This window comes from Streptomyces boninensis, assembly GCF_048572725.1.
Taxonomy (GTDB): domain Bacteria; phylum Actinomycetota; class Actinomycetes; order Streptomycetales; family Streptomycetaceae; genus Streptomyces; species Streptomyces boninensis.
Window position 1 is genome coordinate 4,994,045 of sequence record NZ_CP183837.1, and the last position, 20,384, is coordinate 5,014,428.

The following is a 20,384-nucleotide window of genomic DNA, read 5'->3' on the forward strand; positions in this document are numbered from 1 at the left end:
GATACTTTTCTGCCATGGCCACCGAAGCCCGCATCCACCGCATCGTCGCCCTGGTCCAGCCGCCCCAGGCCACCTTCGAACTCGCCCTCGCCGCCGAGGTCTTCGGCGTCACCCGCTCCGACCGCCCCCGCTACGACTTCCGTGTCTGCGCCGAGCACCCCGGCCCCGTACCGACCCTGGCCGGCTACGACATGCACGTCACGCACGGCCTCGACGCCCTGGACGACGCCGACACGGTGATCCTCCCCGGCAAGCACCGCCCCGCGGACCCCGCCTCCCCCACCGTGCTGGCCGCCCTGCGCGCCGCCCACCGCCGCGGCGCGCGGCTCGCCGCCATCTGCTCCGGCGCCTTCCTGCTCGCCGAGGCCGGCCTGCTCGACGGCCGCCGGGCCGCGACGCACTGGCGGCATGCCGCCGAGCTCGCCCGGCTGGCGCCCGCGGCCGAGGTGGACATCGACGTCCTGTACGTGGACGACGGCTCCATCGCCACCAGCGCGGGCAGCGCCGCCGGCATCGACCTCTGCCTGAGCCTGGTGCGCCGCGACCACGGCGCCGCCTACGCGGCCATGGTCGCCCGGAACATGGTGGTGCCGCCGCAGCGCGAGGGCGGCCAACTGCAGTACGCCGACCGGCCGCCGGACGCCGGCGACGCCGGGTCCCTGGGACCCGTACTGGAGTGGGCCGAGTCCCGGCTCGCGGAGCCGATCGGCGTGGCGGAACTGGCCGCGCGAGCGGGGCTGTCGCAGCGGACGCTGGCGCGGCGGTTCGAGGAGGAGCTGCGGACCAGCCCGGGGCGGTGGCTGCTGGCGCGGCGGGTGGCGGCGGCGCGGGCGCTGCTGGAGCAGACGGATCTGCCGGTGGAGGCGGTGGCGGTGCGGTGCGGGCTGCATTCGGCGGTGAATCTGCGGCGGCGGTTTCATCAGGCGCTGCGGACTACGCCGGGGGCTTATCGGCGGGCGTTTCGGACGCGGGGGTAGGAGGCCCGGGGGTTACGGACGCGGGGGTAGGTGGCCCGGGGGTTACAGGGCGGCGGCGGGGGGCGCGGCGAGGGCGGCGACGACGGCGTTCGCCAGCCGGTCCAGATACGCGGCCGGCAGGCGGGTGCGATCGAGCATCAGGCGCCAGTAGAGCGGGCCCGCGAGCAGGTCCATCGCCACGTCGGGGTCCGGCCGGACCGCCAGTTCGCCGCGGTCGGTCGCGCGGCCCACCATCGCCGTGACGATCCCGTGCTGGGCCTCGCGCAGTGCCCCCTGCAGCGTCTGGCCGATCTCGGGGCTGCGGGCGGCCTCGGCAAGGAGGTCGGGGAGGATCTGGGCGGCCATCGGGTGCTGGAGCACCTTCGCGGTGACGTCCAGCAGTGCGCGTACATCTCCGTACAGCGAACCCGTGTCGGGCGTCGGCAGGCTCTGCGCCGCCAGCCCGGAGACGACGTCGAGGACGATGGGCAGCTTCGACGGCCAGCGACGGTAGACGGCGGCCTTCCCGACCCCGGCGCGGCGGGCGACGCGCTCGATGGACAGCCGCCCGTAGCCGACCTCGGCGAGCTCCTGCAGCACCGCGTCCCGGATCGCGTCCGTGACGTCCGGGCGGAGCACGGCGGCGCCGGCGGCGGGGCGGCGGGCTTCTGCGGGGGGCGGCGGTGGCATGGGCCGATCCTAACCTTGCCTGCCCTTTACGTTGGAACGCTTGCGTTCCGACGTCGGCGGGAGCTAGCTTTCTGAGGAGCACGACGGAACGGATCCGTTCCGTCGTAACGAAGGAGATCCATACGAAGGAGTCCTCAGATCCATGACCCCGCACGACCTCGCCCTCGCCCACGGCCTGACGCCCATCGGCCGCCGCCCGGGCATCGCGGCGTACGCGCGGCAGCTGTGGCAACGGCGGCACTTCATCCACGAGTTCGCCCGCGCCCGCCACCAGGCGCAATACACCCAGGCCAAACTCGGCCAGCTGTGGCAGGTCGCCACCCCGCTGCTCAACGCCGCCGTCTACTACCTGGTCTTCGGCGTCCTGATGGGCACCAAGCACGGCGTCCCCGACTACATCCCCTTCCTGGTCACCGGGATCTTCGTCTTCACCTTCACGCAGACCTCGGTGCTCGGCGGCGTACGGGCGGTGTCCGGGTCGATCGGCCTCGTACGGGCGCTGCAATTCCCGCGCGCCGCGCTGCCGGTGGCGCTGGTGCTGCAGCAGCTGCGGCAGCTGCTGTGGTCGCTGCTCGTGCTGGCCGGGATCCTGCTCGCGATGGGCGGGGTGCCGGGGCCGAGGTGGCTGCTGGCGGTGCCGGCGCTGGGGCTGCAACTGCTGTTCAACACCGGGCTGGCGCTGGCCTTCGCCCGCCTGGGGAGCCGGGTCCCGGACCTGGCGCAGCTGCTGCCGTTCGCGCTGCGGACGTGGCTGTACGCGTCCGGGGTGATGTATTCGATCGCCGACAAGACGGCGGGGGCACCGGCGGCGGTGCGGCATGCGCTGGATCTCAACCCGGCGGCGGTCTATATCGACCTGGTGCGGCATGCGCTGATCGACAGCTTTGGCGGGGGGCAGGTGCCGCCGCATGCGTGGGCGGTGGCGGCGGGGTGGGCGGTGGCCGTGGGGGCGGCGGGGTTTGTGTACTTCTGGCAGGCGGAGGAGAGCTATGGACGTGGCTAAGACGATGCAGACAGCCCAAGTAAACAGTCCCCGCCCACCCGGGGGCCAAGCCCCTTCAAGGCTATCGCCCACCCACACCGACACCCCAAGTTATCCACAGCCTCCCCGCCCCACCGTCATCGCCGACAACGTCCACATCGTCTACCGCATCCACGGCGCCTCCCGCGCCCGCGGCGCCGCCACCGCCGCGCTCGGCCGCATCCTCTCGCGCGCCAAAGCGCCCGGCGTACGCGAGGTGCATGCCGTGCGCGGCGTCTCCTTCACCGCACGCCGCGGCGAGGCCATCGGCCTCATCGGCACCAACGGCTCCGGCAAATCCACCCTGCTCCGCGCCATCGCCGGCGTGCTGCCCACCGAGTCCGGCCGCATCTACACCGACAGCCAACCCGCCCTCCTCGGCGTCAACGCCGCCCTCATGAACGACCTCACCGGCGAGCGCAACGTCCTGCTCGGCGGCCTCGCCATGGGCCTGTCCAAGCAGGATGTACAGGCCCGCGCGCAAGACGTCATCGACTTCTCCGGCATAAAGGGCGACTTCTCCTCCCTCCCCATGCGCACCTACTCCTCCGGCATGGCCGCCCGCCTCCGCTTCGCCATCGCCTCGATCAAGGACCACGACGTCCTGATGATCGACGAAGCCCTCGCCACCGGCGACCGCCACTTCCAGAAGCGCTCCGAAGCCCGCATCCGCGAACTCCGCGAACGCGCCGGCACCGTCTTCCTCGTCAGCCACAGCAACAAAAACATCCGCGACATCTGCGACCGCGTCCTCTGGCTGGAACGCGGCGAACTCCGCATGGACGGCCCCACAGAGGAGGTGCTCCAGGCCTACGAAGCCTTCACCAAAGGCTGACGTAGGCTCGCAGCGCAACGCAGTCAGCAATGGGGGACATCGTCATGACGGCCGCAGCCAACCCGGTCGAGCAACCGCACCCACACCCACACAACAACGAGCTCCGCGCCTCAACCCTCGAGCTCTTCTTCGACCTGGTCTTCGTCTTCACCCTCACCCAGCTGACCGTGCTGCTCGCACACCACCTGGAGTGGACCTACGCGGGCCGGACCCTGCTGATGTTCATGGTCCTCTACTGGATGTACGGCGGCTACGTCTACCTCACCAACCAGGTCCCCCCGGACCGCCCCGCCCGCCGCCTGCTCCTCATCGCCGGCATGGCGTCCTTCCTGATCTGCGCGCTCGCCATCCCGGACGCCTTCGATGACGGCGGCATCGCCTTCGGCCTCGGCTATCTACTCGTCGTCATCGTGCACGGCGTGCTGTACGCGCAGACCCACGGGCGGCACATCCTGTGGTTCGTGCTGCCGAACGTGCTCGGCGCCGGCTGCGTCATCACCGCCGGCGCAGCCGACGGAACGGCGGCCGACGCACTGTGGATCACGGCGATCGTCGTGCAACTGGCCACCGCCACCATCGTCGGCAAGCTGTCACCCGGCCGCCGTCCGGACGCCGAGAGCGGCCTCAGCGAGCGCATCGGCGGATTGAACCCGGCACACTTCGTCGAGCGCCACGGGCTGCTCCTCATCGTCGCCTTCGGCGAATCCGTCATCGCCGTCGGCGTCGGCCTGGAGGACGAACACTCCCTGGACGCAGGCAGCTTCGCCGCCGTACTCCTCGGCCTCGCCCTCGCCGCCGGCCTGTGGTGGGCCTATTTCGTACAGGACGAAGAGGCCGCCGAGAAGGCACTCGCCGCCGCGCCACCGCAACAGCGCTTCAAGCTGGCGATCACCGCCTACTTCTACTGCTTCGTCCCGATGCTGCTCGGCATCGTCATCCTCTCCGCAGGCGTGAAGAAGTCCCTCGGACACCTCGGCGAGCACCTGCACACCGGCCCGGCGCTGGCGCTGGCGGGCGGCGTCGCGCTGTACCTCGCCGGGGACGCCGCGTTCCGTACGGTGCTGGGCATCCGCCCGCGCGCCGGGCGGGCCGCGGCGGCGGCCGTCGCGCTCGCGACCGTACCGCTGGGGACGCAGGTGAACGCGGCAGCGCAGCTGATCACGCTTGTCGCGGTGATCGTGGCGCTGCTCGCCGCCGAATACCGCCTCGCACCCGCCGAGAAGCCCGAGGCATAAAACCCCTGGCCTTAACGCCAACGTCAAGGCGTAGCGTCACAGACATGCAGATCGGCGAACTGGCACGCCGGGCCGGCACCACCACCCGCGCGCTCCGCTACTACGAGTCCCGCGGCCTGCTGCCCAGCGGTCGCACCGCCAACGGCTACCGCATCTACGACGAGGACCATCTGAAGCTGCTCCAGCAGATCAGGCTCCTCCAGGACTTCGGCTTCGAGCTGGAGGAGACCCGTCCCTTCGTGGAGTGCCTGCGCGCCGGGCATCCACACGGCGACTCCTGCCCGGCCTCGATCGAGGTCTACCGCAGCAAGCTGGCCGAGCTCGACACGATGATCGGGCAGCTCAGCGGCGTACGCGAACAGATCGCGGGACAGCTCGCGCAGGCAGAGGCGGCACACGCAGAGGTAGCGGCATCCGCCACCACCCCAGCAGAACCGCTCTGCGAACTCGTCACCCCACCCCACCAGGAGGAACGGGCATGACCCAGCAGACCACCGCCACTGCCACCACCGCCACCACCACCGCCACCTCAAAGCCCGAACCGGCCTACACCACCGACGCGGCCTTCGAGGCGGACGTACTGCGCAGCGACCTGCCCGTACTGGTGGACTTCACCGCGACCTGGTGCCCACCGTGCAAGATGATCAAGCCGGTGCTGGCTCAGCTCGCGGAGGAGGAGACAGGCCGCCTCAAGATCGTCCAGCTGGACGTCGACACCAACCCGCAGACCCAGGCCGCATACGGCGTCCTGTCGATGCCCACGCTGATGCTCTTCCGCAACGGCGAACCGGTCCGCTCAGTCGTCGGCGCCCGCTCAAAGCTGAAGCTGCGCCAGGAACTCCTCGACGGGGCGTACTGACCCCTGAGTTTCACGTGAAACCAACCACCACAAGCCAGCCGCTACGATGACAGTGGCCCGAAGCCGCAACTTCGTCTTGCGACTTCGGGCCACCTCACTCACCGACCTACGTGAACTGCTGCAGCCGCGACCCCGCCGCCCACACCTGCAGCAACGCCCGGTCCACCGGCGTCACCCCGTACTCCCGCGCAATGGCCATCGCCTCCCGCGAGAACGGACATGACGCCACGAACAGCGCCACATCCGCCCGGTACTGCACCTTCGCCGCGCCGAGGAACTTCTGCATATCCCCGCTCCAGACGGACCGGAACGGCTGATGCCGCTCGCACTGCACGATGAGGCGATTCCCGTCCGGGGTGACCCCGACGATGTCCACGCCCCGGTCCTTGCCGCCGATGACGCGCACATTCGTGCAACCGTCGCGCCTGCACAGCTCGGCGACGTACTCCTCGAAGTCCCGCCAGTTCATGGCGTCAATGTCCGCCATGACCCCGGCGAGAGTGCGGTCCTGCAGGGCCAGCTCGTGCCGCCGCATGTCGCGGTCGAGACCCGCGATCCTTCCCTCCATGCTCCGCGACCACTCCACCTGCGCGAGCGACGCCCTGCGCTGCTCACCGGCTGCCTCGATGAGCGCGTTGATCATGGGCAACTGCCGCTGGAACACTGCCTGGGCGGTCCGTTCCATGCGCTCATCGAGCGACTCCAGCAGCTCCTCGACCGAGTTATCCACAGGCTGCCGTCGGCTCTCCTCCTCGACATCGAGCAGGTAGCTACGCACCTGACGTGCGACTTCGCTGTCGCGGAGCAGCATGGCGACGTTCAGGACGGTACGCCTGGTGAACAAGGCAACGGCGCGGGCCTTCGACTGGATCCCACAGAGTTGCTTGAAGTAACTCAGTTCCGTACCTGACAAAACCCGGTAGCCATTGGCCACCAGATCCTCTTGATGATCAAGGATCATCGCCCGGAGGACGTTCTCGCCCACATTGAAGTATGCCGCCACCATCGCCGTCGTCACATGCATGCCATCCGGCAGCAGCGACAGCGCCTTGACCCGGTCCAGTACCTCCGTCCGCCGCATGACGCTGTCCCGCAGCGTCCGGGACTCCAGCAGCGCCGACTCGATACTCACGACAGCCACCTCTTGACCACCGTGAGCATGCAGCGCTCAACCGTCACCAGCGCCTTCACCAGCTCGAAGTACTCCCACTGCTCCTCCGGCGAAGCCTCGGGCGGGATCACGATCCCGAACTCCGCCGCGACCGCCTCAAAGCTGTCCGCCTCGGCCACGGCATTGGCCATGACTGAGGCCATGGCATCGATGGTGGCCTCAGGCACCGCCATCTCACTGTGTTCGCTCATTGTGCGAATCACCTCCGCCACGAACACAATCAGTGCAGGACCTCAACTACACCGAAAACAGGATCAGTTCACCTATAGAACGCAATTTCTAGTTCCCTATGCACACAGCGCCCAGCAGAGAGTCATGCTCACCCCCGAAGCAATACGGGCAGTGCCGATGGGCCGGCTCTGCCAGGGTGGGCGTATGACCATGGGATTCAGTGGTGACGTCGCCGAGTATTACGCGGAATACCGCCGCGGCTACCCGCCGGAAGCTCTCGACGCCCTGCAGACGGCCTTCGCACTGACCGCCGAGGATGCCGTACTCGATCTCGGCTGCGGCACAGGACAATTGGCTGTCCCGCTCGCGTCCCGGGTTGGCTCGGTGATCGGTATGGATCCCGAGCCGGACATGCTCCGCCTCGCCAGGCAGGCCGCGGCAGGACGAGGGGTGCGGAACGTGACATGGGTGCTGGGGGCCGACTCTGATGTGCCTGCGCTTGGCAGGCTGCTGGGGCAGGCACCGCTGGGGATGGCCGTCATCGGACAGGCATTGCACTGGATGCGGCACGAGGAGCTCTTCCAGGCGCTGTTTCCGCTGTGCCGGCATGGCGGGGGCATCGCGGTGGTATCCAACGGCACTCCCTTATGGCTGCAGGACAGCGCTTGGGCCCACGCGCTGCGATCATGCCTGGAGGGCCACTTCGGCACCCGGCTGGAAGCCACCTGCGGCACCAGCACAAGCGACCGGCACCGGTATGCGCAGGCGCTGGCGGCGGCCGGGTTCGCCGACGTGCAGGAGACCGTATTCAACTACGCCGACGAACTCTCCACTGACGAGATCGTCGGCTCGGTCTGCTCCGCAATCCCCGCAGACCAGTTGCCCGACCCGGAGGAGCGGCCCGCCTTCGCCGAGCAGATCCGCCGGGCGCTCCCTCCGGCGCCCTACCGCGAGACCATCCAGGTAGCCGCGCTGTTCGGGCGAGTCATCACATGAAGAATCAGGTCTGCGCCATGTCGACAAACCGCGAGTAGTGCCCCTGGAAGGCCACCGTGATCGTCGCCGTCGGACCGTTGCGGTGCTTGGCCACGATCAGATCCGCCTCGCCGGCCCGCGGGGATTCCTTCTCGTACGCATCCTCACGATGCAACAGGATGACCATGTCGGCGTCCTGTTCGATAGATCCACTTTCGCGAAGGTCCGAAACCATCGGCTTCTTGTCCGTACGCTGCTCCGGCCCACGGTTCAGCTGCGACAGCGCGATCACCGGGACCTCGAGCTCCTTGGCGAGCAGCTTCAGGTTTCGCGACATGTCCGAGACCTCTTGCTGCCGGCTCTCCGCCCGCTTGGAGCCGCCGTTCTGCATCAGCTGCAGATAGTCGATGACGACGAGCTGCAGGTCGTTCCGCTGCTTCAGGCGGCGGCACTTGGCGCGGATCTCCATCATCGACAGGTTCGGCGAATCGTCGATGTACAGCGGCGCATCCGTCACCTCGGGCATCCGCCGCGCCAGCCGCGTCCAGTCGTCATCCGTCATCGACCCCGACCGCATGTGATGCAACGCCACCCGCGCCTCCGCCGACAGCAGCCGCATCGCGATCTCGTTGCGCCCCATCTCCAGGGAGAAGATAACGCTCGGCAAATTGCCCTTAATCGAGCAGGCACGCGCGAAGTCCAACGCCAGCGTGCTGTTGTGCGTGGGGACCATGGAGCGGGTCGCCAGATACAGGTGATCGGGATTGTCCACCTGCACGCAGCGGACGGGCACGCTCGGGATCTCCCGGACGTCCTTGACCAGACGCTGCGTGAGACGCCGCGTGCCCGGGCGGCGGCGCTCGGCATGCATGCGCCGCTTGCGTTCCAGGCCGAAGACCTCGTCCTCGGTGGTGAAGCTGACGATGTACGAGATCGAGGAGGACTCGGAGCGCCCGGCAACCCGCTTGGTCGTCATCCCGCAGCGGTAGCCCAGGCCGACCACCAGCTCCCGGAAGCCCTCCGCCAACTCCCGGTTCGTCACCGCGAACTGCACCGACCCGGTATTGGTCACCGTGCCGTCCGTATCCAGCAAACCGGCCAGCAGCTCCCGCCGCTGCTCCACGGAGCCACGGAGGTAGGTCACCGGAACGTGCTTCCTCCCGAGCACCCCCAGCTCCCGCAGCGCCACCAGCAGACTTCCGTAGCGGCGGCTGCAGGAGTCGCAGCGCGGCTGCGAGAACGGCGAAAAGCACTCCTGCCCGCAATCCACACACACGGCGTGCGGCACCGGATCCGACTCGATGCGAGCCGGCTCCGGCACCGCGAAACGCAGCGCATAAGTGATCGACGAACCGATCCGGCGGACCTCGAAGCCCTCTCCTTCGATCCGCCGAGCGACCTCCTCGTCCGCCGTGGTGACCCGCGCCGCGTCGGAGTGACCGTCGCCGAGCCAGCAGCCAAGCACGTACGGGGCGATCGGCAGCGCCTGCGCCGGGAGCTCCAGCGGCAGCGCATTGGCCACCGAGTGATTCAGTCGCCGGTCGGACGCCGACTCGCAGCGGAGTGTGGCGGCGATCTCCTTCGTGGTCCGTACCCCCGGAAGGGCGCGGCGATCACCGGGCCCGTACGACGCGGCCGCCCGCCGGGACGCCCTGGTCTCGGTCAGCCACTGATGGTCGGCATCCGCGATGACAACCGTGCCGTCGTCAAAGGTGACCTCGAAGCACGTCCGGTTCTCCATGACCTCCGTGGCCTCGACCACCCGGGTAGGCCGCCCCTGCCCGTCCAGCAGGAAGTCCCCCGGCCGCACCTCGCCCATCGTCGTCCACCCCGTGGGCGTCGGCAGCGGCGTATCCAGCGCCAGCGCCTTACCCATGGCCGGTCGCGCAGCGATCACGATCATCTGCCCCGGATGCAGGCCGTTCGTCAGTGAGTCCAGGTCGGCGAAGCCCGTAGGCACGCCCGACATCTGGCCGCTGCGGGAGCCGATGGCCTCGATCTCGTCGAGGGCGCCTTCCATGATGTCGCCCAGCGGGAGGTAGTCCTCCGAGGTGCGCTGCTCGGTGACCGCGTAGATCTCGGCCTGGGCGGAGTTGACGATCTCGTCGACCTCGCCGTCGGCCGCGTATCCCATCTGGGTGATGCGGGTGCCTGCCTCGACCAGGCGGCGCAGGACGGCGCGCTGGTGGACGATCTCGGCGTAGTACTCGGCGTTGGCCGCGGTCGGGACCGTCTGGACGACGGTGTGGAGATACGAGGCGCCGCCGACCCGGGTGATCTCGCCGCGCTTGGTGAGCTCCGCGGCGACCGTGATGGGGTCGGCCGGCTCGCCCTTGGCATAGAGGTCGAGGATGGCGCCATAGACCGTGGCGTGCGCCGGGCGGTAGAAGTCGTGGGCCTTGAGGACCTCGACCACGTCCGCGATCGCGTCCTTCGACAGCATCATGCCGCCGAGGACCGACTGCTCCGCATCAAGGTCCTGCGGCGGGACCCGCTCGAAGGCCGCGGGCGCGCCGGGGCCGAAGGGGTCCTCCGGGCCGCGGTCGTGCTGCTCGCCGCCGCGCGGACCGCCGTTCGTCCGCCGGGAAACGGGCAGCCGGTCGCTCGGGCCGCCATGGTCGACGGGTGGATCGTCCACGTACTCCGACATCCCGCCCCTCCTCCCGGGCCGCGCCAATCGCCGCCGCCTCCGCTCTCCTTCTTACGGCACGACTCTGACAACTGAGACGTCCGGCTCCGCTTACGGCGCGTCGGCCAACTGATACGCGAGACCCCTCATGGGGACAGGAGACGCCGGGCAGCCGCCCCACCGTAGGCGCCCGACGAGACCACAGCCAACCAGGTCATCCACACCCCCTGTGGATTACTCGGGAAAGGCTGTGGAGAACACACCCTGAGCTGGGGACGGGCCGGGGGACAGCGCTGTGGACAAGCACACAATCACTCCGTGATCACTCCTTTGACCTGCGCTTTCACCGTCCACTGCCGGTGGAGAAGAAAAACCTGGCAGCCAGTTTCCCGCCATCCCGCAGACCTAGCCGGAAGGCCTGCCTCCGAGTGTGCAGGTAAGGGGCATGTGGCCCTTGCATCACTTACCTGTGGAAGATTAGATTGGCAGTATGACCAATGCCCGCCTGGCCCACGCCGACCCCCGTCAGGCGGACCGCCGCCGCAAAAGACGGCACGACCGCGAGATCATCGCCCTCGCCGTGCCGGCCTTCGGCTCGCTCGTCGCCGAGCCGCTCTTCATCCTCGCCGACACCTCGATCGTCGGTCACCTCGGCACCCGGCAGCTGGCCGGTCTCGGCGTCGCCGCCGCCCTGCTGCAGACCGGCGTGGCCATCTTCGTCTTCCTCGCGTACGCCACCACCGCCGCCGTCGCGCGCCGGGTCGGCGCCGGCGATACGCGCGCGGCGCTGCGGCAGGGGATCGACGGCATCTGGCTCGCGGCGCTGCTCGGCGGCGTGGTCGCCGCGGCGGTGATCCCGGCGTCGCCGTGGCTGGTGGATCTCTTCGGCGCCTCGCCCACGGCGGCCCCGTACGCCACCACCTATCTGCGGATCAGCGCCCTCGGCATCCCGGCGATGCTGATCGTCTTCGCCTCGACCGGCGTCCTGCGCGGACTGCAGGACACAAGGACGCCGCTGTATGTGGCGATCGGTGGTTTCACGGGAAACATCGTCCTGAATATCGCCCTCGTCTACGGCGCCGGACTCGGCATCGCGGGCTCGGCCTGGGGCACGGTCATCGCGCAGTGGGGCATGACCGCCGTCTATCTGGTGGTCGTGGTGCGCGGCGCCCGGCGCCACGGTGCGCCGCTGCGGCCGGATGCCGCCGGGATACGGGCGAGCGCGAAGGCCGGGGTGCCGCTGCTGGTGCGCACGCTGTCGCTGCGTGCGGTGCTGCTGATCGCGACGGCGGTGGCCGCCGGTCTTGGCGATACCTCCATCGCCGCACATCAGGTGGTGCTGTCGATCTGGTCGCTGCTGGCGTTTGCGCTGGATGCGATCGCCATTGCGGGGCAGGCGATCATCGGCCGCTATCTGGGTGCGGGCGACGCGGACGGGGCGCGGGTGGCGTGCCGGCGGATGGTGGAGTGGGGCATTGCCACGGGTGTGGTGCTGGGCGTGCTGGTGGTGGCGCTGCGTCCGCTGATCATGCCGCTGTTCACGTCGGATTCCTCGGTGCAGGACCGGCTGCTGCCGGCGCTGCTGGTGGTGGCGGTGACGCAGCCGGTTGCGGGCGTCGTGTTCGTGCTGGACGGCGTGCTGATGGGTGCGGGCGACGGGCCGTATCTGGCGTGGGCGATGATCCTGACGCTGGCGGTGTTCGCGCCGGTGGCGCTGCTGGTGCCGGCGATGGGCGGTGGCCTGACGGCGGTGTGGTGGGCGATGGGGCTGATGATGGCCACGCGGATGGCGACGTTGTGGTGGCGGGCGCGGTCCGGGCGCTGGGTGGTGACGGGGGCGGTGCGCGTTTAGGGCGCCTCGTGGCGGCGCTTAGGGCTCCTCGTGGAGGCGCTTCGAGCGCGGCGGTGGTGCCGTGGGACGGCCGGCGCGGAAGATCGCGAGTGGTGGCGTGCCGAGGCGGCGGCGCAGTGCCGATGCCGTGTCCGGGCAGTCGATCAGCTGGCTCAGCGGATGTACGGCGAGGCCGAGTTCGGTGAGCGCGTACCAGCATCGGACCAGGTCGCGACCGGCGGTCACCATGGCGCTCGGATCGAGTGGCTCCGCCGGGCCGGTGAGGACCAGGACGCTGCCGTCGTAGCGGAGCAGCCCCGCCTGGGAGCGGGCGAGGAGGCGGGGCAGGCCGAGGCGGCTCGGGCCGAGGTGCCGCAGCGGGCCGGCGAGCGCGGCCAGTGCCGCACGGAAGGCCACGGCTTCGGACGCGGACAGGCCGAGGGCCGCCGCGGTGAGACCGTCGTCGCCGCCGGCGCGGGCGCGAGCTGACCGACCGCCGAGCCGCATCCACGCCCGCAGCTCCCGTACTACCGCCGGGCTCCCGAACAGCCACCGGTCCGCATCCCGCGCCTGCCCGGCCAGCGCCCGCGCGGGCAGCTCGGTAAGCGCGGTGTCCCGCAGCTGCTCCCGTACGCGTGTGAGCTGGTCCGTGCGCAGCCGCCCGGGTTCGTGCGCCCCTCGGGCGCAGCCGCGCGCGGTGATGGTGTCGGTGGTGTACGGCGTGGCGTACGGCTCGCACGCAGGGAGCAGGCGGGCCGCCACCCGCTTGCTCGCATCGACGGCGACCTCGGCTCGTACGGGAAGTCCTGCGTCGGTCGCGGCGATCAGGCTGGTCTCCACGAAGGCGCCGAGGCTGAGATAGAGGTCCCGGCGGGTGGGGTCGCCGGCGGGCAGTTCCCGATCCTCGTCCCAGCCGATGGTGATGTGGTCGGGGGCGTAGTGGAGCGTCCAGGGTTGGGTGTTGTGGGCGCTGGGGGCGCGGCGGGTGATGGGCTCCAGGTCGCGCATCGCCGCCGCCCAGGGATGGGACCCGGTCACGGCTCGAGTCGCTTCTCGTAGAAGGCGTATCCGTGCAGCGGGCGCCCGCCGATGCGCCGGTACGACGCCGCCGAGGCCGGGTTGGTGTGTTCGACGAAGGTGGAGCGGAGGGTGTCGTAGCCGCCCGCTCGCAACCCGCGGTGGAGCTCGCGGGAGAGCAGCGTGAGATAGCCGCGGCCCTGGTGTTCGGGCACGGTGCCTTTGACGATCAGGACGGCCTCGCGGCGGTAGCGGCGCCGGGTGGCGAGGAGGTGCAGCTGGTCCGCCGGGCCGAGGCGGCCGCCCGTACGCATCAGGAAGGGGGAGATGTCGGGCAGCGCGAGGATGAAGGCGATGGGGGTGTCGTCCTTGGTGAGGTACAGGAGCAGTCGCTCGTCCATGAGGTGGGTGAGGCCGTCGGTCTGGGCGGCGAGTTGGGCGGCGGAGAGTTCGGTGTAGTAGCCGAGTTGGGCGAAGGAGGCGTTGAGCATGGTGCGCAGCAGCGGGAGTTGTTCGGGGAGGCGGCGGCGGGTGCCGTGGTGGATGCGCAGGCCTTCGGTGGTGAGGCGGGTGTCGTCGAAGGGGTAGGCGGCGTCGGGGTCGGTCTGCTGGATGCGGTCGCAGATCCAGGTGTCGGAGGGGTGGGCGGGCTGGAAGCCGTGGGCGGCGTAGGCGGCCGGGTAGTGGGCGGGGTTCCAGGCGGAGTCGATGAAGCCGCGGTGCTGGTGGCCGGAGGTGATGACGCCGCCGGTTTCGTTGGGGAGGAGGGAGACGGGGCCGAAGAGGCGGTCGGTGTCCGCGGCGTGCTGTTCGGCGAGGGCGAAGAGGCGGCCTGCGGTGGCGGCGTCGGTGAATTCCGTGAGCCCGAAGAGCTGGTGGCGGGCGCCGCGTTTGGCGTCGAAGGCGGGGCTGCGGTGGAGGCAGATGCGGCCGGTGACGCGGCCGGTGGGGTCGTGGGCGAGGTGGAGTTCGGCGGCGCCGGTGCGGTGCCATGCGCGGATCTGTGGGTGCGGTATCGGTACGTACCGGTCGCGGGGGTGGAGTCGGCGCGGGAGGTCGAGGAAGGCGCGGAGCTGGGCGGGGGTGGTGACGCGGGTCGTGGTCGTGGCGGGGGCCGTGGTCATGCCTTGCTCCGGTGCGGTACGGGCCGGGTGCGGTGTTCGGTCGTCAGTGGGGTGAAGATGTCGATGTGGCCGAGGCGGCCGTCTTCGGCGCGCCAGATGCCGTTGGTGTAGCCGTGCGGGTCGGCGGTGTAGATGCGGATGTAGCCGCCGGTGGCGCGTTTGGTGCCGTGGTCGGTGAGCCAGCACATGAGGTCGTGGTGGGCGGGGGTGCGGGCGAATTTGTGGAGTTCGTCGCGGTCGGTGAAGAAGGCGATGGTGCCGAGGGTGAAGGGCGGGCGCCAGTAGACGCGGTGCCATACGTAGCCGCGCATGCGCTTCATTTCGCGGACCAGGCGGCGCCAGCGGGGGGCGAGGGTGAGGAGGGAGAGGGGGCCGCGGTAGCGGGTGGCGCCGACGAAGAGGGCGCCGGCTTGGCCGGGGGCGGGGGTGCGGGAGAAGTCGGTGCTGCGCATCAGGCTGCCCTCTCCGGGCTGATCAGGTAGGTGTTTTTGATCTTGCTCGGGCGGTCGGTGAAGGGGCCGGTTCCGTACGGGTGGATCTCGACGCCGAGCTCGGCGGCGGAGTCGTCCTCGGTGAGGGACTGGGCGAAGTCGCGGCTTGCGGTGGCGAGGTGGCGGAGCACTCCGTGGCGGCAGGTGTCGGCGAGTTTGCCGGTGTCGGCGGGGTCGAGGGTGGTGTCGCGGCGGAGCTGGACGTGGACGACGGGGCGGGCGTCGACCTGTTCGTCGAGGGCGAGGCAGAAGCTTTCGATCCGGGCGGCGTGCGGGTTGCCGTCGTAGAGGCCGTACTCGACGTCCTGGGGATAGATGTTGGCGCCCATGTAGGAGACGGTCGAGTCGGCGCGGCCGTAGAGGAAGAGCAGGGGGAGGCGCATGCGTTCGCGGTCGGCGGCGGCGCGGGCGCGGGCGAGCAGGCCGGGGCGGGTGGTGGCGAGCTGCTCGAGGGTGCGCCAGGCGTCGGGGAAGGTGCGGAGTTCTGCTTCGTCGCCGATGTTGTAGCGGAGTTTGGGGGCCATGACGGCGGTGGAGTTGATGGTGCAGAGGAGTTCGCGGGCCTCGGTGGTCTCGAGGTAGGTCTCCAGCGGGTTGTACTGGAAGATCATGGGCAGCCGCTGTTCGCCGTCGCCGAGGAAGGCGGCGCGTACCTCCGGGTCGTCGCGCATGAGGCGGCGCAGCCAGACGGTGAAGGTGGTTTCGCCGCCCATGCCGATGGTGAGGTCGGAGGCGCCGTAGCCGGAGCGGACCTTGGTGAAGATGTCGCCTACGTGGTCGCGGAGCGCCTCGGTCATGCCTTCGCCGCCGACCATGGCGGCGAGGCGGTAGTTGCCTTGTACGAACCAGTGCTCGGTGGCGAGGCGGTCGCGGAGGTGTTTGAGGAAGGGCGGGTAGGCGGTGACGAGGTAGTCATAGCGCGGGCCGAAGTGGCGCAGCGTGTCGATGATCTTGTCTATGTCGGGGCCGGTGTTTTTGACGGTGGCGATGCGGGACATGGCGATGCCGGTGTTGGTGCCGGTGGCCCAGGCGCCCATGGAGTAGGCGTTGAGGACGAAGAGGCGCTTGGTGGGGAAGACGAGCGTGGTGTAGCCGGCGACGTTGCGGTGCACGGTGTCGAGTTCGCGCTTGGAGCGGACCCAGTTGTACGGGGTGCCGGAGGAGCCGGAGGATTCGTCGACGACGCTGCCGGCGATGTCGATGCGGCCTTTCCAGCAGCGTTCGTGCTCCGGGTAGGCCTTGACGTACGACTCCTTGGCGGTGGCCGGGTAGCCGCTGAGGCGCAGCCGGGCGGGGCGGTGGCCGTTGCGGCGCAGGTGGTCGGCGTACGCGGGGACGTCGGCGGCGGCGGACTGGCAGGTCATCGCGGCGTGGAGGCGCGCGAAGCGGCCCATCCAGGGGCGGTAGTTGCGGGCCATGAGCCGCCAGATGGCGGGGTGCATGCGGTAGAGCCGGTACAGCCCGGTGAGTCCGGCGCTGATCGGCCGCAGTATCGATTGGCGCACGATGCTCGTCATGCGCCCCAGCCTCGCTTCGGGCGCCTCCCGGGGGATGCGCTGAGGTACTCAACCGTGACTAGGTATCAGCGAGGCTGTGCCCGCCGCCAGCACAAAGAGGGCCACCCCGTACAACGGGGCAGCCCTCTCAGTGGTACTTCAGCTCAGCGCAGCGTCACGCGCCCTGGACCTCGACATTGAGCTTCGCCGAGACCTCGGGGTGCAGGCGGACCGAGACCTCGTGCGAGCCGAGGGTCTTGATCGGCGAGCCGACCTCGATGCGGCGCTTGTCCACATCCGGGCCGCCCGCGGCCTTGATCGCCGAGGCGATGTCGGCCGGGGTGACGGCGCCGAAGAGGCGGCCGCCGTTGCCGGCGCGGGTGGTCAGGCGCACCTTGACGCCCTCGATCTCGCCCTTGACCTGGTTGGCCTGCTCGACCGAGGCGATCTCGCGGATCTTGCGGCCGCGGCGGATCTGCTCGACGTCCTTCTCGCCACCACGGGTCCAGCGGATCGCGAAGTTCCGCGGGACCAGGTAGTTGCGGGCGTAGCCGTCCTTGACCTCGACGACGTCGCCGGGGCCACCGAGGCCGGTGACCTCGTGGGTGAGGATGATCTTCATGCTGTGGTCACCCTTCCCTTATCGAGCAGTCGAGGTGTAGGGCAGCAGCGCCATCTCACGGCTGTTCTTCACGGCCGTGGCGACGTCACGCTGGTGCTGGGTGCAGTTGCCGGTGACCCGGCGGGCACGGATCTTGCCGCGGTCGGAGATGAACTTCCGCAGCAGGTTCGTGTCCTTGTAGTCGACGTATGCGACCTTGTCCTTGCAGAACGCGCAAACCTTCTTCTTCGGCTTGCGCGGAGGCGGCTTCGCCATTGGTTTCTCCAGTACTGATCTTCAAGAAGTGTGTGGTGGGGGAGCTGCCCTCTGGGACCCGGTTACGGGGTCTTAGAAGGGCGGCTCGTCCGAGTAGCCACCGCCGCCGCCGGAGTTTCCACCCCAGCCGCCGCCACCGCCGCCGCCCTGCTGGCCGCCGCCGGCCGGTGCGCCGGTCGCCCAGGGGTCGCCCGCGGGGGCGCCACCCTGCTGCTGGCCGCCGCCGGAGTTTCCACCCCAGCCACCGCCCTGACCGCCGCCACCCTGCTGGCCGCCGCCGAACCCTCCGCCGCCGCCCTGGCCGCCGCGGCTGGCCTTGGTGACCTTGGCGGTGGCGTAGCGCAGCGCGGGGCCGATCTCGTCGACCTCGAGCTCGACGACCGTTCGCTTCTCACCCTGCTGGGTTTCGTACGAACGCTGCCGCAGCCGTCCCTGAGCGACGACGCGCGTGCCGCGCGTCAGCGACTCGGCGACGTTCTCCGCCGCCTGGCGCCAGATCGACGCGCGGAGGAACAGCGCGTCGCCGTCCTTCCACTCGTTGGTCTGCCGGTCGAACGTCCGGGGGGTCGACGCGATCGTGAAGTTCGCGACGGCCGCGCCGGACGGGGTGAAGCGCAGCTCGGGGTCATCGGTCAGGTTCCCGACGACGGTGATGACGGTCTCGCCTGCCATGATCTTGACCTCTCGCAGTCTTGCTTACGGCTTGCGGGCGTGGAGCGCTTGTGTGGCGTTGTTGCTGCTACTCGGTGTCCGTGCGCCCTTGAAACCCGTTCAGTGGGTCTCGGGGCGGAGGACCTTGGTCCTCAGGACCGACTCGTTGAGGTTCATCTGACGGTCGAGCTCCTTGACGACCGCAGGCTCGGCCTGCAGGTCGATGACCGTGTAGATGCCCTCGGGCTTCTTGTTGATCTCGTACGAGAGACGACGACGGCCCCAGGTGTCGACCTTCTCCACCTTGCCCTTGGCGTCACGCACCACGGACATGAAGGACTCGATCAGCGGGGAAACAGCGCGCTCCTCGAGATCGGGGTCGAGGATGACCATTACCTCGTAATGACGCATGTGGGAACCCACCTCCTCTGGACTCAGCGGCCACGGTATTTCCGTGGCAGGAGGGTCTTTCTCTGCGTCGCAACGGTAGCGCCTGGCACTGACACACCCCCGGGTTATCCACAGGGGACTGTCGGGAAGCTGCTCTGGCCTGGGTAAATACCGATGCAGACCGTCCAGACTACCTGCCCGACCCCTTCCGGTTGAAATCCGCCCCTCATACCCGGCAATCTGTACACATCGGGTGTGAGCGGCGTCACGCTGCCACCAGGGTCGCGCCGGCCCCCTCACGCCGCAGCCTTCCGGCTTGGAGGTGCCAGATGGCACAGGTAGCACGCGGACAGCAGGGCATCGGACTCTTCGCCAGCGACGGTGAGCGGCACACCACCCAGGACATCCTGATCGGCCTCACGGTGATGCTGGGCGGGATCGCGCTGGTCACGTCGCTCTTCAGGGACCTGCATGTGCTCGCCTCGTGGACGGGCCTGGTCGGCATCGTCACGGGCGCCTGGGGCCAGATGATCTCCGCCACGACGCGGGAGCGGTTCGTGGTCATCATCGCGCTCGGCGCGGCGGCCCTCGGGTTCTTCCTCGGCATGGCCCGCGGCGGGCTGCTCGGCGGCATCGTCGGCTAGGCCGCTCACCCGCATCTCGAACTGTTTCACCCATTCGGGCGCAGCCGTCCCCCTCCGTGGAGTTGTCCACAGGGGGACGGCGGACGTGCGGGCGGCAGCAGTAGGCTTCCGACGGAAAGCCGAGTTTGCCCGCTGCGCACGAGGAGCGCCCCGCATGAGCCTGACCCTGAGGACCATCAGCCGCGAGGAGCACCTGGCGTATGTCCAGAGCCTGCCCGCGGCCAGCCACTGTCAGGTGCCCGCCTGGGGAGATGTGAAGGCGGAGTGGCGCGCGGAGAGCATCGGCTGGTTCGACGACCGCAGCGGCGAGCAGGTCGGCGCCGGTCTGGTGCTGTACCGGCAGTTGCCGAAGGTCAAGCGCTATCTGGCGTATCTGCCGGAGGGCCCGGTCATCGACTGGTACGCGCCGAATCTGCAGGACTGGCTCGAGCCGATGCTGGCGCATCTGAAGTCCCGCGGCGCCTTCTCGGTGAAGATGGGCCCGCCGGTCGTCATCCGCCGCTGGACCGCCGCCTCTATCAAGAAGGGCATCGCCGACCCGGACCTCAAGCGGCTGCGGGATGTCGAGGCCGACGTGATAGAGCCCCGCGCTTTCGAGGTCGCCGACCGGCTGCGGCGGATGGGCTGGCAGCAGGGCGAGGACGGCGGCGCCGGCTTCGGCGATGTGCAGCCGCGCTATGTCTTCCAGGTGCCGCTGGCCGGCCGCTCCCTGGAAGACGTCCTGAAGAGCTTCAACCAGCTCTGGCGGCGGAACATCAAGAAGGCCGACAAGGCCGGCGTCGAGGTCGTCGAGGGCGGCCTGGAGGACTTCGCCGAGTGGCAGCGGCTGTACGAGATCACGGCCGAGCGCGACCAGTTCCGCCCCCGCCCGCAGGCGTACTTCGAGCGCATGTGGAAGGCGCTGAACGGCGAGGTGCCCGGCACCATGCGGATGTATTTCGCGCGGCATGAAGGGGAGAATGTCGCGGCGGCCACCATGCTCGTCGTCGGCGGCCATGTCTGGTATTCGTACGGCGCCTCCGCCAACCACAAGCGCGAGGTCCGCCCGTCCAACGCGATGCAGTGGCGGATGCTCCAGGACGCGTACACGATGGGCGCCAAGGTCTATGACCTGCGCGGCATCAGCGACACCCTGGACGAGTCCGATCACCTCTTCGGCCTCATCCAGTTCAAGGTGGGCACGGGCGGCGAGGCCGCCGAGTATCTCGGCGAATGGGATTTCCCGCTCAATAAGCTTCTGCACAAGGCGCTCGACATCTATATGTCCCGCCGCTGATACATGTCCCGCCGCTGACCGCGGCCGCCGACTGACGAAAGGTCC

The 20,384-nt window shown here is 69.5% G+C and carries 22 protein-coding genes; 10 read left to right on the forward strand and 12 right to left on the reverse strand.

The genetic code is table 11. The annotated features are described in order from the left end of the window. The first annotated feature begins 14 nt into the window (after positions 1-14). Positions 15-977: a GlxA family transcriptional regulator gene (locus tag ACNNMR_RS22735; protein WP_419996511.1), complete on the forward strand. Its 963-nt coding sequence runs from the start codon at positions 15-17 to the stop codon at positions 975-977. A gap of 42 nt (positions 978-1,019) precedes the next feature. On the opposite strand, the gene ACNNMR_RS22740 is transcribed toward ACNNMR_RS22735, so the two are convergent. After that, positions 1,020-1,646, reverse strand: coding sequence for a TetR/AcrR family transcriptional regulator (locus ACNNMR_RS22740; RefSeq protein ID WP_419996512.1), 627 nt, complete (start codon positions 1,644-1,646; stop codon positions 1,020-1,022). Positions 1,647-1,788: 142 nt separating this feature from the next. Between ACNNMR_RS22740 and ACNNMR_RS22745 the strand changes: the two genes are divergently transcribed. Genes ACNNMR_RS22745 through trxA form a run of 5 tightly spaced genes read left to right on the forward strand, consistent with a single transcriptional unit; the run spans position 1,789 to position 5,596 of the window. Then, the gene (locus ACNNMR_RS22745; protein ID WP_419996513.1) at positions 1,789-2,649 is read left to right on the forward strand and encodes an ABC transporter permease; all 861 of its coding nucleotides are present in this window, start codon (positions 1,789-1,791) and stop codon (positions 2,647-2,649) included. Between the two features lie 4 nt (positions 2,650-2,653). Continuing rightward, positions 2,654-3,502: an ABC transporter ATP-binding protein gene (locus ACNNMR_RS22750; protein ID WP_420000443.1), complete on the forward strand. Its 849-nt coding sequence runs from the start codon at positions 2,654-2,656 to the stop codon at positions 3,500-3,502. Between the two features lie 44 nt (positions 3,503-3,546). Continuing rightward, positions 3,547-4,737, forward strand: coding sequence for a low temperature requirement protein A (locus tag ACNNMR_RS22755; protein WP_419996514.1), 1,191 nt, complete (start codon positions 3,547-3,549; stop codon positions 4,735-4,737). Positions 4,738-4,781: 44 nt separating this feature from the next. Beyond that, positions 4,782-5,219, forward strand: coding sequence for a MerR family transcriptional regulator (locus ACNNMR_RS22760; protein ID WP_419996515.1), 438 nt, complete (start codon positions 4,782-4,784; stop codon positions 5,217-5,219). Further along, a complete protein-coding gene (gene trxA / locus ACNNMR_RS22765; RefSeq protein ID WP_419996516.1) occupies positions 5,216-5,596 on the forward strand; it encodes a thioredoxin in 381 nt (126 codons plus the stop codon). Before ACNNMR_RS22760 ends, trxA begins: the two co-directional genes overlap by 4 nt. Before the next feature lie 106 nt (positions 5,597-5,702). On the opposite strand, the gene ACNNMR_RS22770 is transcribed toward trxA, so the two are convergent. Together ACNNMR_RS22770 and ACNNMR_RS22775 are read right to left on the reverse strand one after the other, a co-directional pair. Further along, on the reverse strand, positions 5,703-6,728 hold the full coding sequence (locus ACNNMR_RS22770) for a restriction endonuclease (protein WP_419996517.1): 1,026 nt from the start codon (positions 6,726-6,728) through the stop codon (positions 5,703-5,705). Then, complete coding sequence (locus ACNNMR_RS22775; protein WP_419996518.1) at positions 6,725-6,958, reverse strand: hypothetical protein; 234 nt, start codon at positions 6,956-6,958, stop codon at positions 6,725-6,727. Before ACNNMR_RS22775 ends, ACNNMR_RS22770 begins: the two co-directional genes overlap by 4 nt. A gap of 184 nt (positions 6,959-7,142) precedes the next feature. Here ACNNMR_RS22775 and ACNNMR_RS22780 point away from each other — a divergent pair, with 184 nt between their 5' ends. After that, a complete protein-coding gene (locus ACNNMR_RS22780) occupies positions 7,143-7,934 on the forward strand; it encodes a class I SAM-dependent methyltransferase (RefSeq protein ID WP_419996519.1) in 792 nt (263 codons plus the stop codon). Positions 7,935-7,938: 4 nt separating this feature from the next. Here the strand turns inward: ACNNMR_RS22780 and dnaB are convergent, their stop codons facing one another. Next, positions 7,939-10,563, reverse strand: a complete 2,625-nt coding sequence (gene dnaB / locus ACNNMR_RS22785; protein ID WP_419996520.1) for a replicative DNA helicase — start codon at positions 10,561-10,563, stop codon at positions 7,939-7,941. 469 nt (positions 10,564-11,032) lie between these two features. Between dnaB and ACNNMR_RS22790 the strand changes: the two genes are divergently transcribed. Next, on the forward strand, positions 11,033-12,394 hold the full coding sequence (locus ACNNMR_RS22790) for an MATE family efflux transporter (protein ID WP_419996521.1): 1,362 nt from the start codon (positions 11,033-11,035) through the stop codon (positions 12,392-12,394). Positions 12,395-12,412: 18 nt separating this feature from the next. Here the strand turns inward: ACNNMR_RS22790 and ACNNMR_RS22795 are convergent, their stop codons facing one another. From ACNNMR_RS22795 to rpsF, 8 genes are all read right to left on the reverse strand, one after another. Then, on the reverse strand, positions 12,413-13,411 hold the full coding sequence (locus ACNNMR_RS22795; RefSeq protein ID WP_419996522.1) for a hypothetical protein: 999 nt from the start codon (positions 13,409-13,411) through the stop codon (positions 12,413-12,415). Further along, complete coding sequence (locus ACNNMR_RS22800; protein WP_419996523.1) at positions 13,408-14,514, reverse strand: GNAT family N-acetyltransferase; 1,107 nt, start codon at positions 14,512-14,514, stop codon at positions 13,408-13,410. Before ACNNMR_RS22800 ends, ACNNMR_RS22795 begins: the two co-directional genes overlap by 4 nt. Next, positions 14,511-14,966: a DUF4188 domain-containing protein gene (locus tag ACNNMR_RS22805; protein WP_419996524.1), complete on the reverse strand. Its 456-nt coding sequence runs from the start codon at positions 14,964-14,966 to the stop codon at positions 14,511-14,513. The genes ACNNMR_RS22800 and ACNNMR_RS22805 overlap by 4 nt, the downstream gene beginning before the upstream one ends. Then, a complete protein-coding gene (locus ACNNMR_RS22810) occupies positions 14,966-16,522 on the reverse strand; it encodes a phenylacetate--CoA ligase family protein (protein ID WP_419996525.1) in 1,557 nt (518 codons plus the stop codon). The genes ACNNMR_RS22805 and ACNNMR_RS22810 overlap by 1 nt, the downstream gene beginning before the upstream one ends. A gap of 154 nt (positions 16,523-16,676) precedes the next feature. Continuing rightward, positions 16,677-17,123, reverse strand: a complete 447-nt coding sequence (rplI, locus tag ACNNMR_RS22815; protein ID WP_419996526.1) for a 50S ribosomal protein L9 — start codon at positions 17,121-17,123, stop codon at positions 16,677-16,679. A gap of 18 nt (positions 17,124-17,141) precedes the next feature. Next, positions 17,142-17,378 (reverse strand): 30S ribosomal protein S18, encoded by a 237-nt coding sequence (rpsR, locus tag ACNNMR_RS22820; RefSeq protein WP_165240785.1) that lies wholly within the window; start codon positions 17,376-17,378, stop codon positions 17,142-17,144. A 72-nt stretch (positions 17,379-17,450) separates the two neighbouring features. Next, positions 17,451-18,050 (reverse strand): single-stranded DNA-binding protein, encoded by a 600-nt coding sequence (locus ACNNMR_RS22825; RefSeq protein ID WP_419996527.1) that lies wholly within the window; start codon positions 18,048-18,050, stop codon positions 17,451-17,453. A gap of 99 nt (positions 18,051-18,149) precedes the next feature. Continuing rightward, positions 18,150-18,440, reverse strand: coding sequence for a 30S ribosomal protein S6 (gene rpsF, locus ACNNMR_RS22830; RefSeq protein WP_419996528.1), 291 nt, complete (start codon positions 18,438-18,440; stop codon positions 18,150-18,152). A 308-nt stretch (positions 18,441-18,748) separates the two neighbouring features. Between rpsF and ACNNMR_RS22835 the strand changes: the two genes are divergently transcribed. Together ACNNMR_RS22835 and ACNNMR_RS22840 are read left to right on the forward strand one after the other, a co-directional pair. Beyond that, complete coding sequence (locus ACNNMR_RS22835; protein ID WP_419996529.1) at positions 18,749-19,063, forward strand: hypothetical protein; 315 nt, start codon at positions 18,749-18,751, stop codon at positions 19,061-19,063. 154 nt (positions 19,064-19,217) lie between these two features. Continuing rightward, positions 19,218-20,339, forward strand: coding sequence for a lipid II:glycine glycyltransferase FemX (locus ACNNMR_RS22840; protein WP_419996530.1), 1,122 nt, complete (start codon positions 19,218-19,220; stop codon positions 20,337-20,339). The last annotated feature ends 45 nt before the right edge of the window (positions 20,340-20,384 follow it).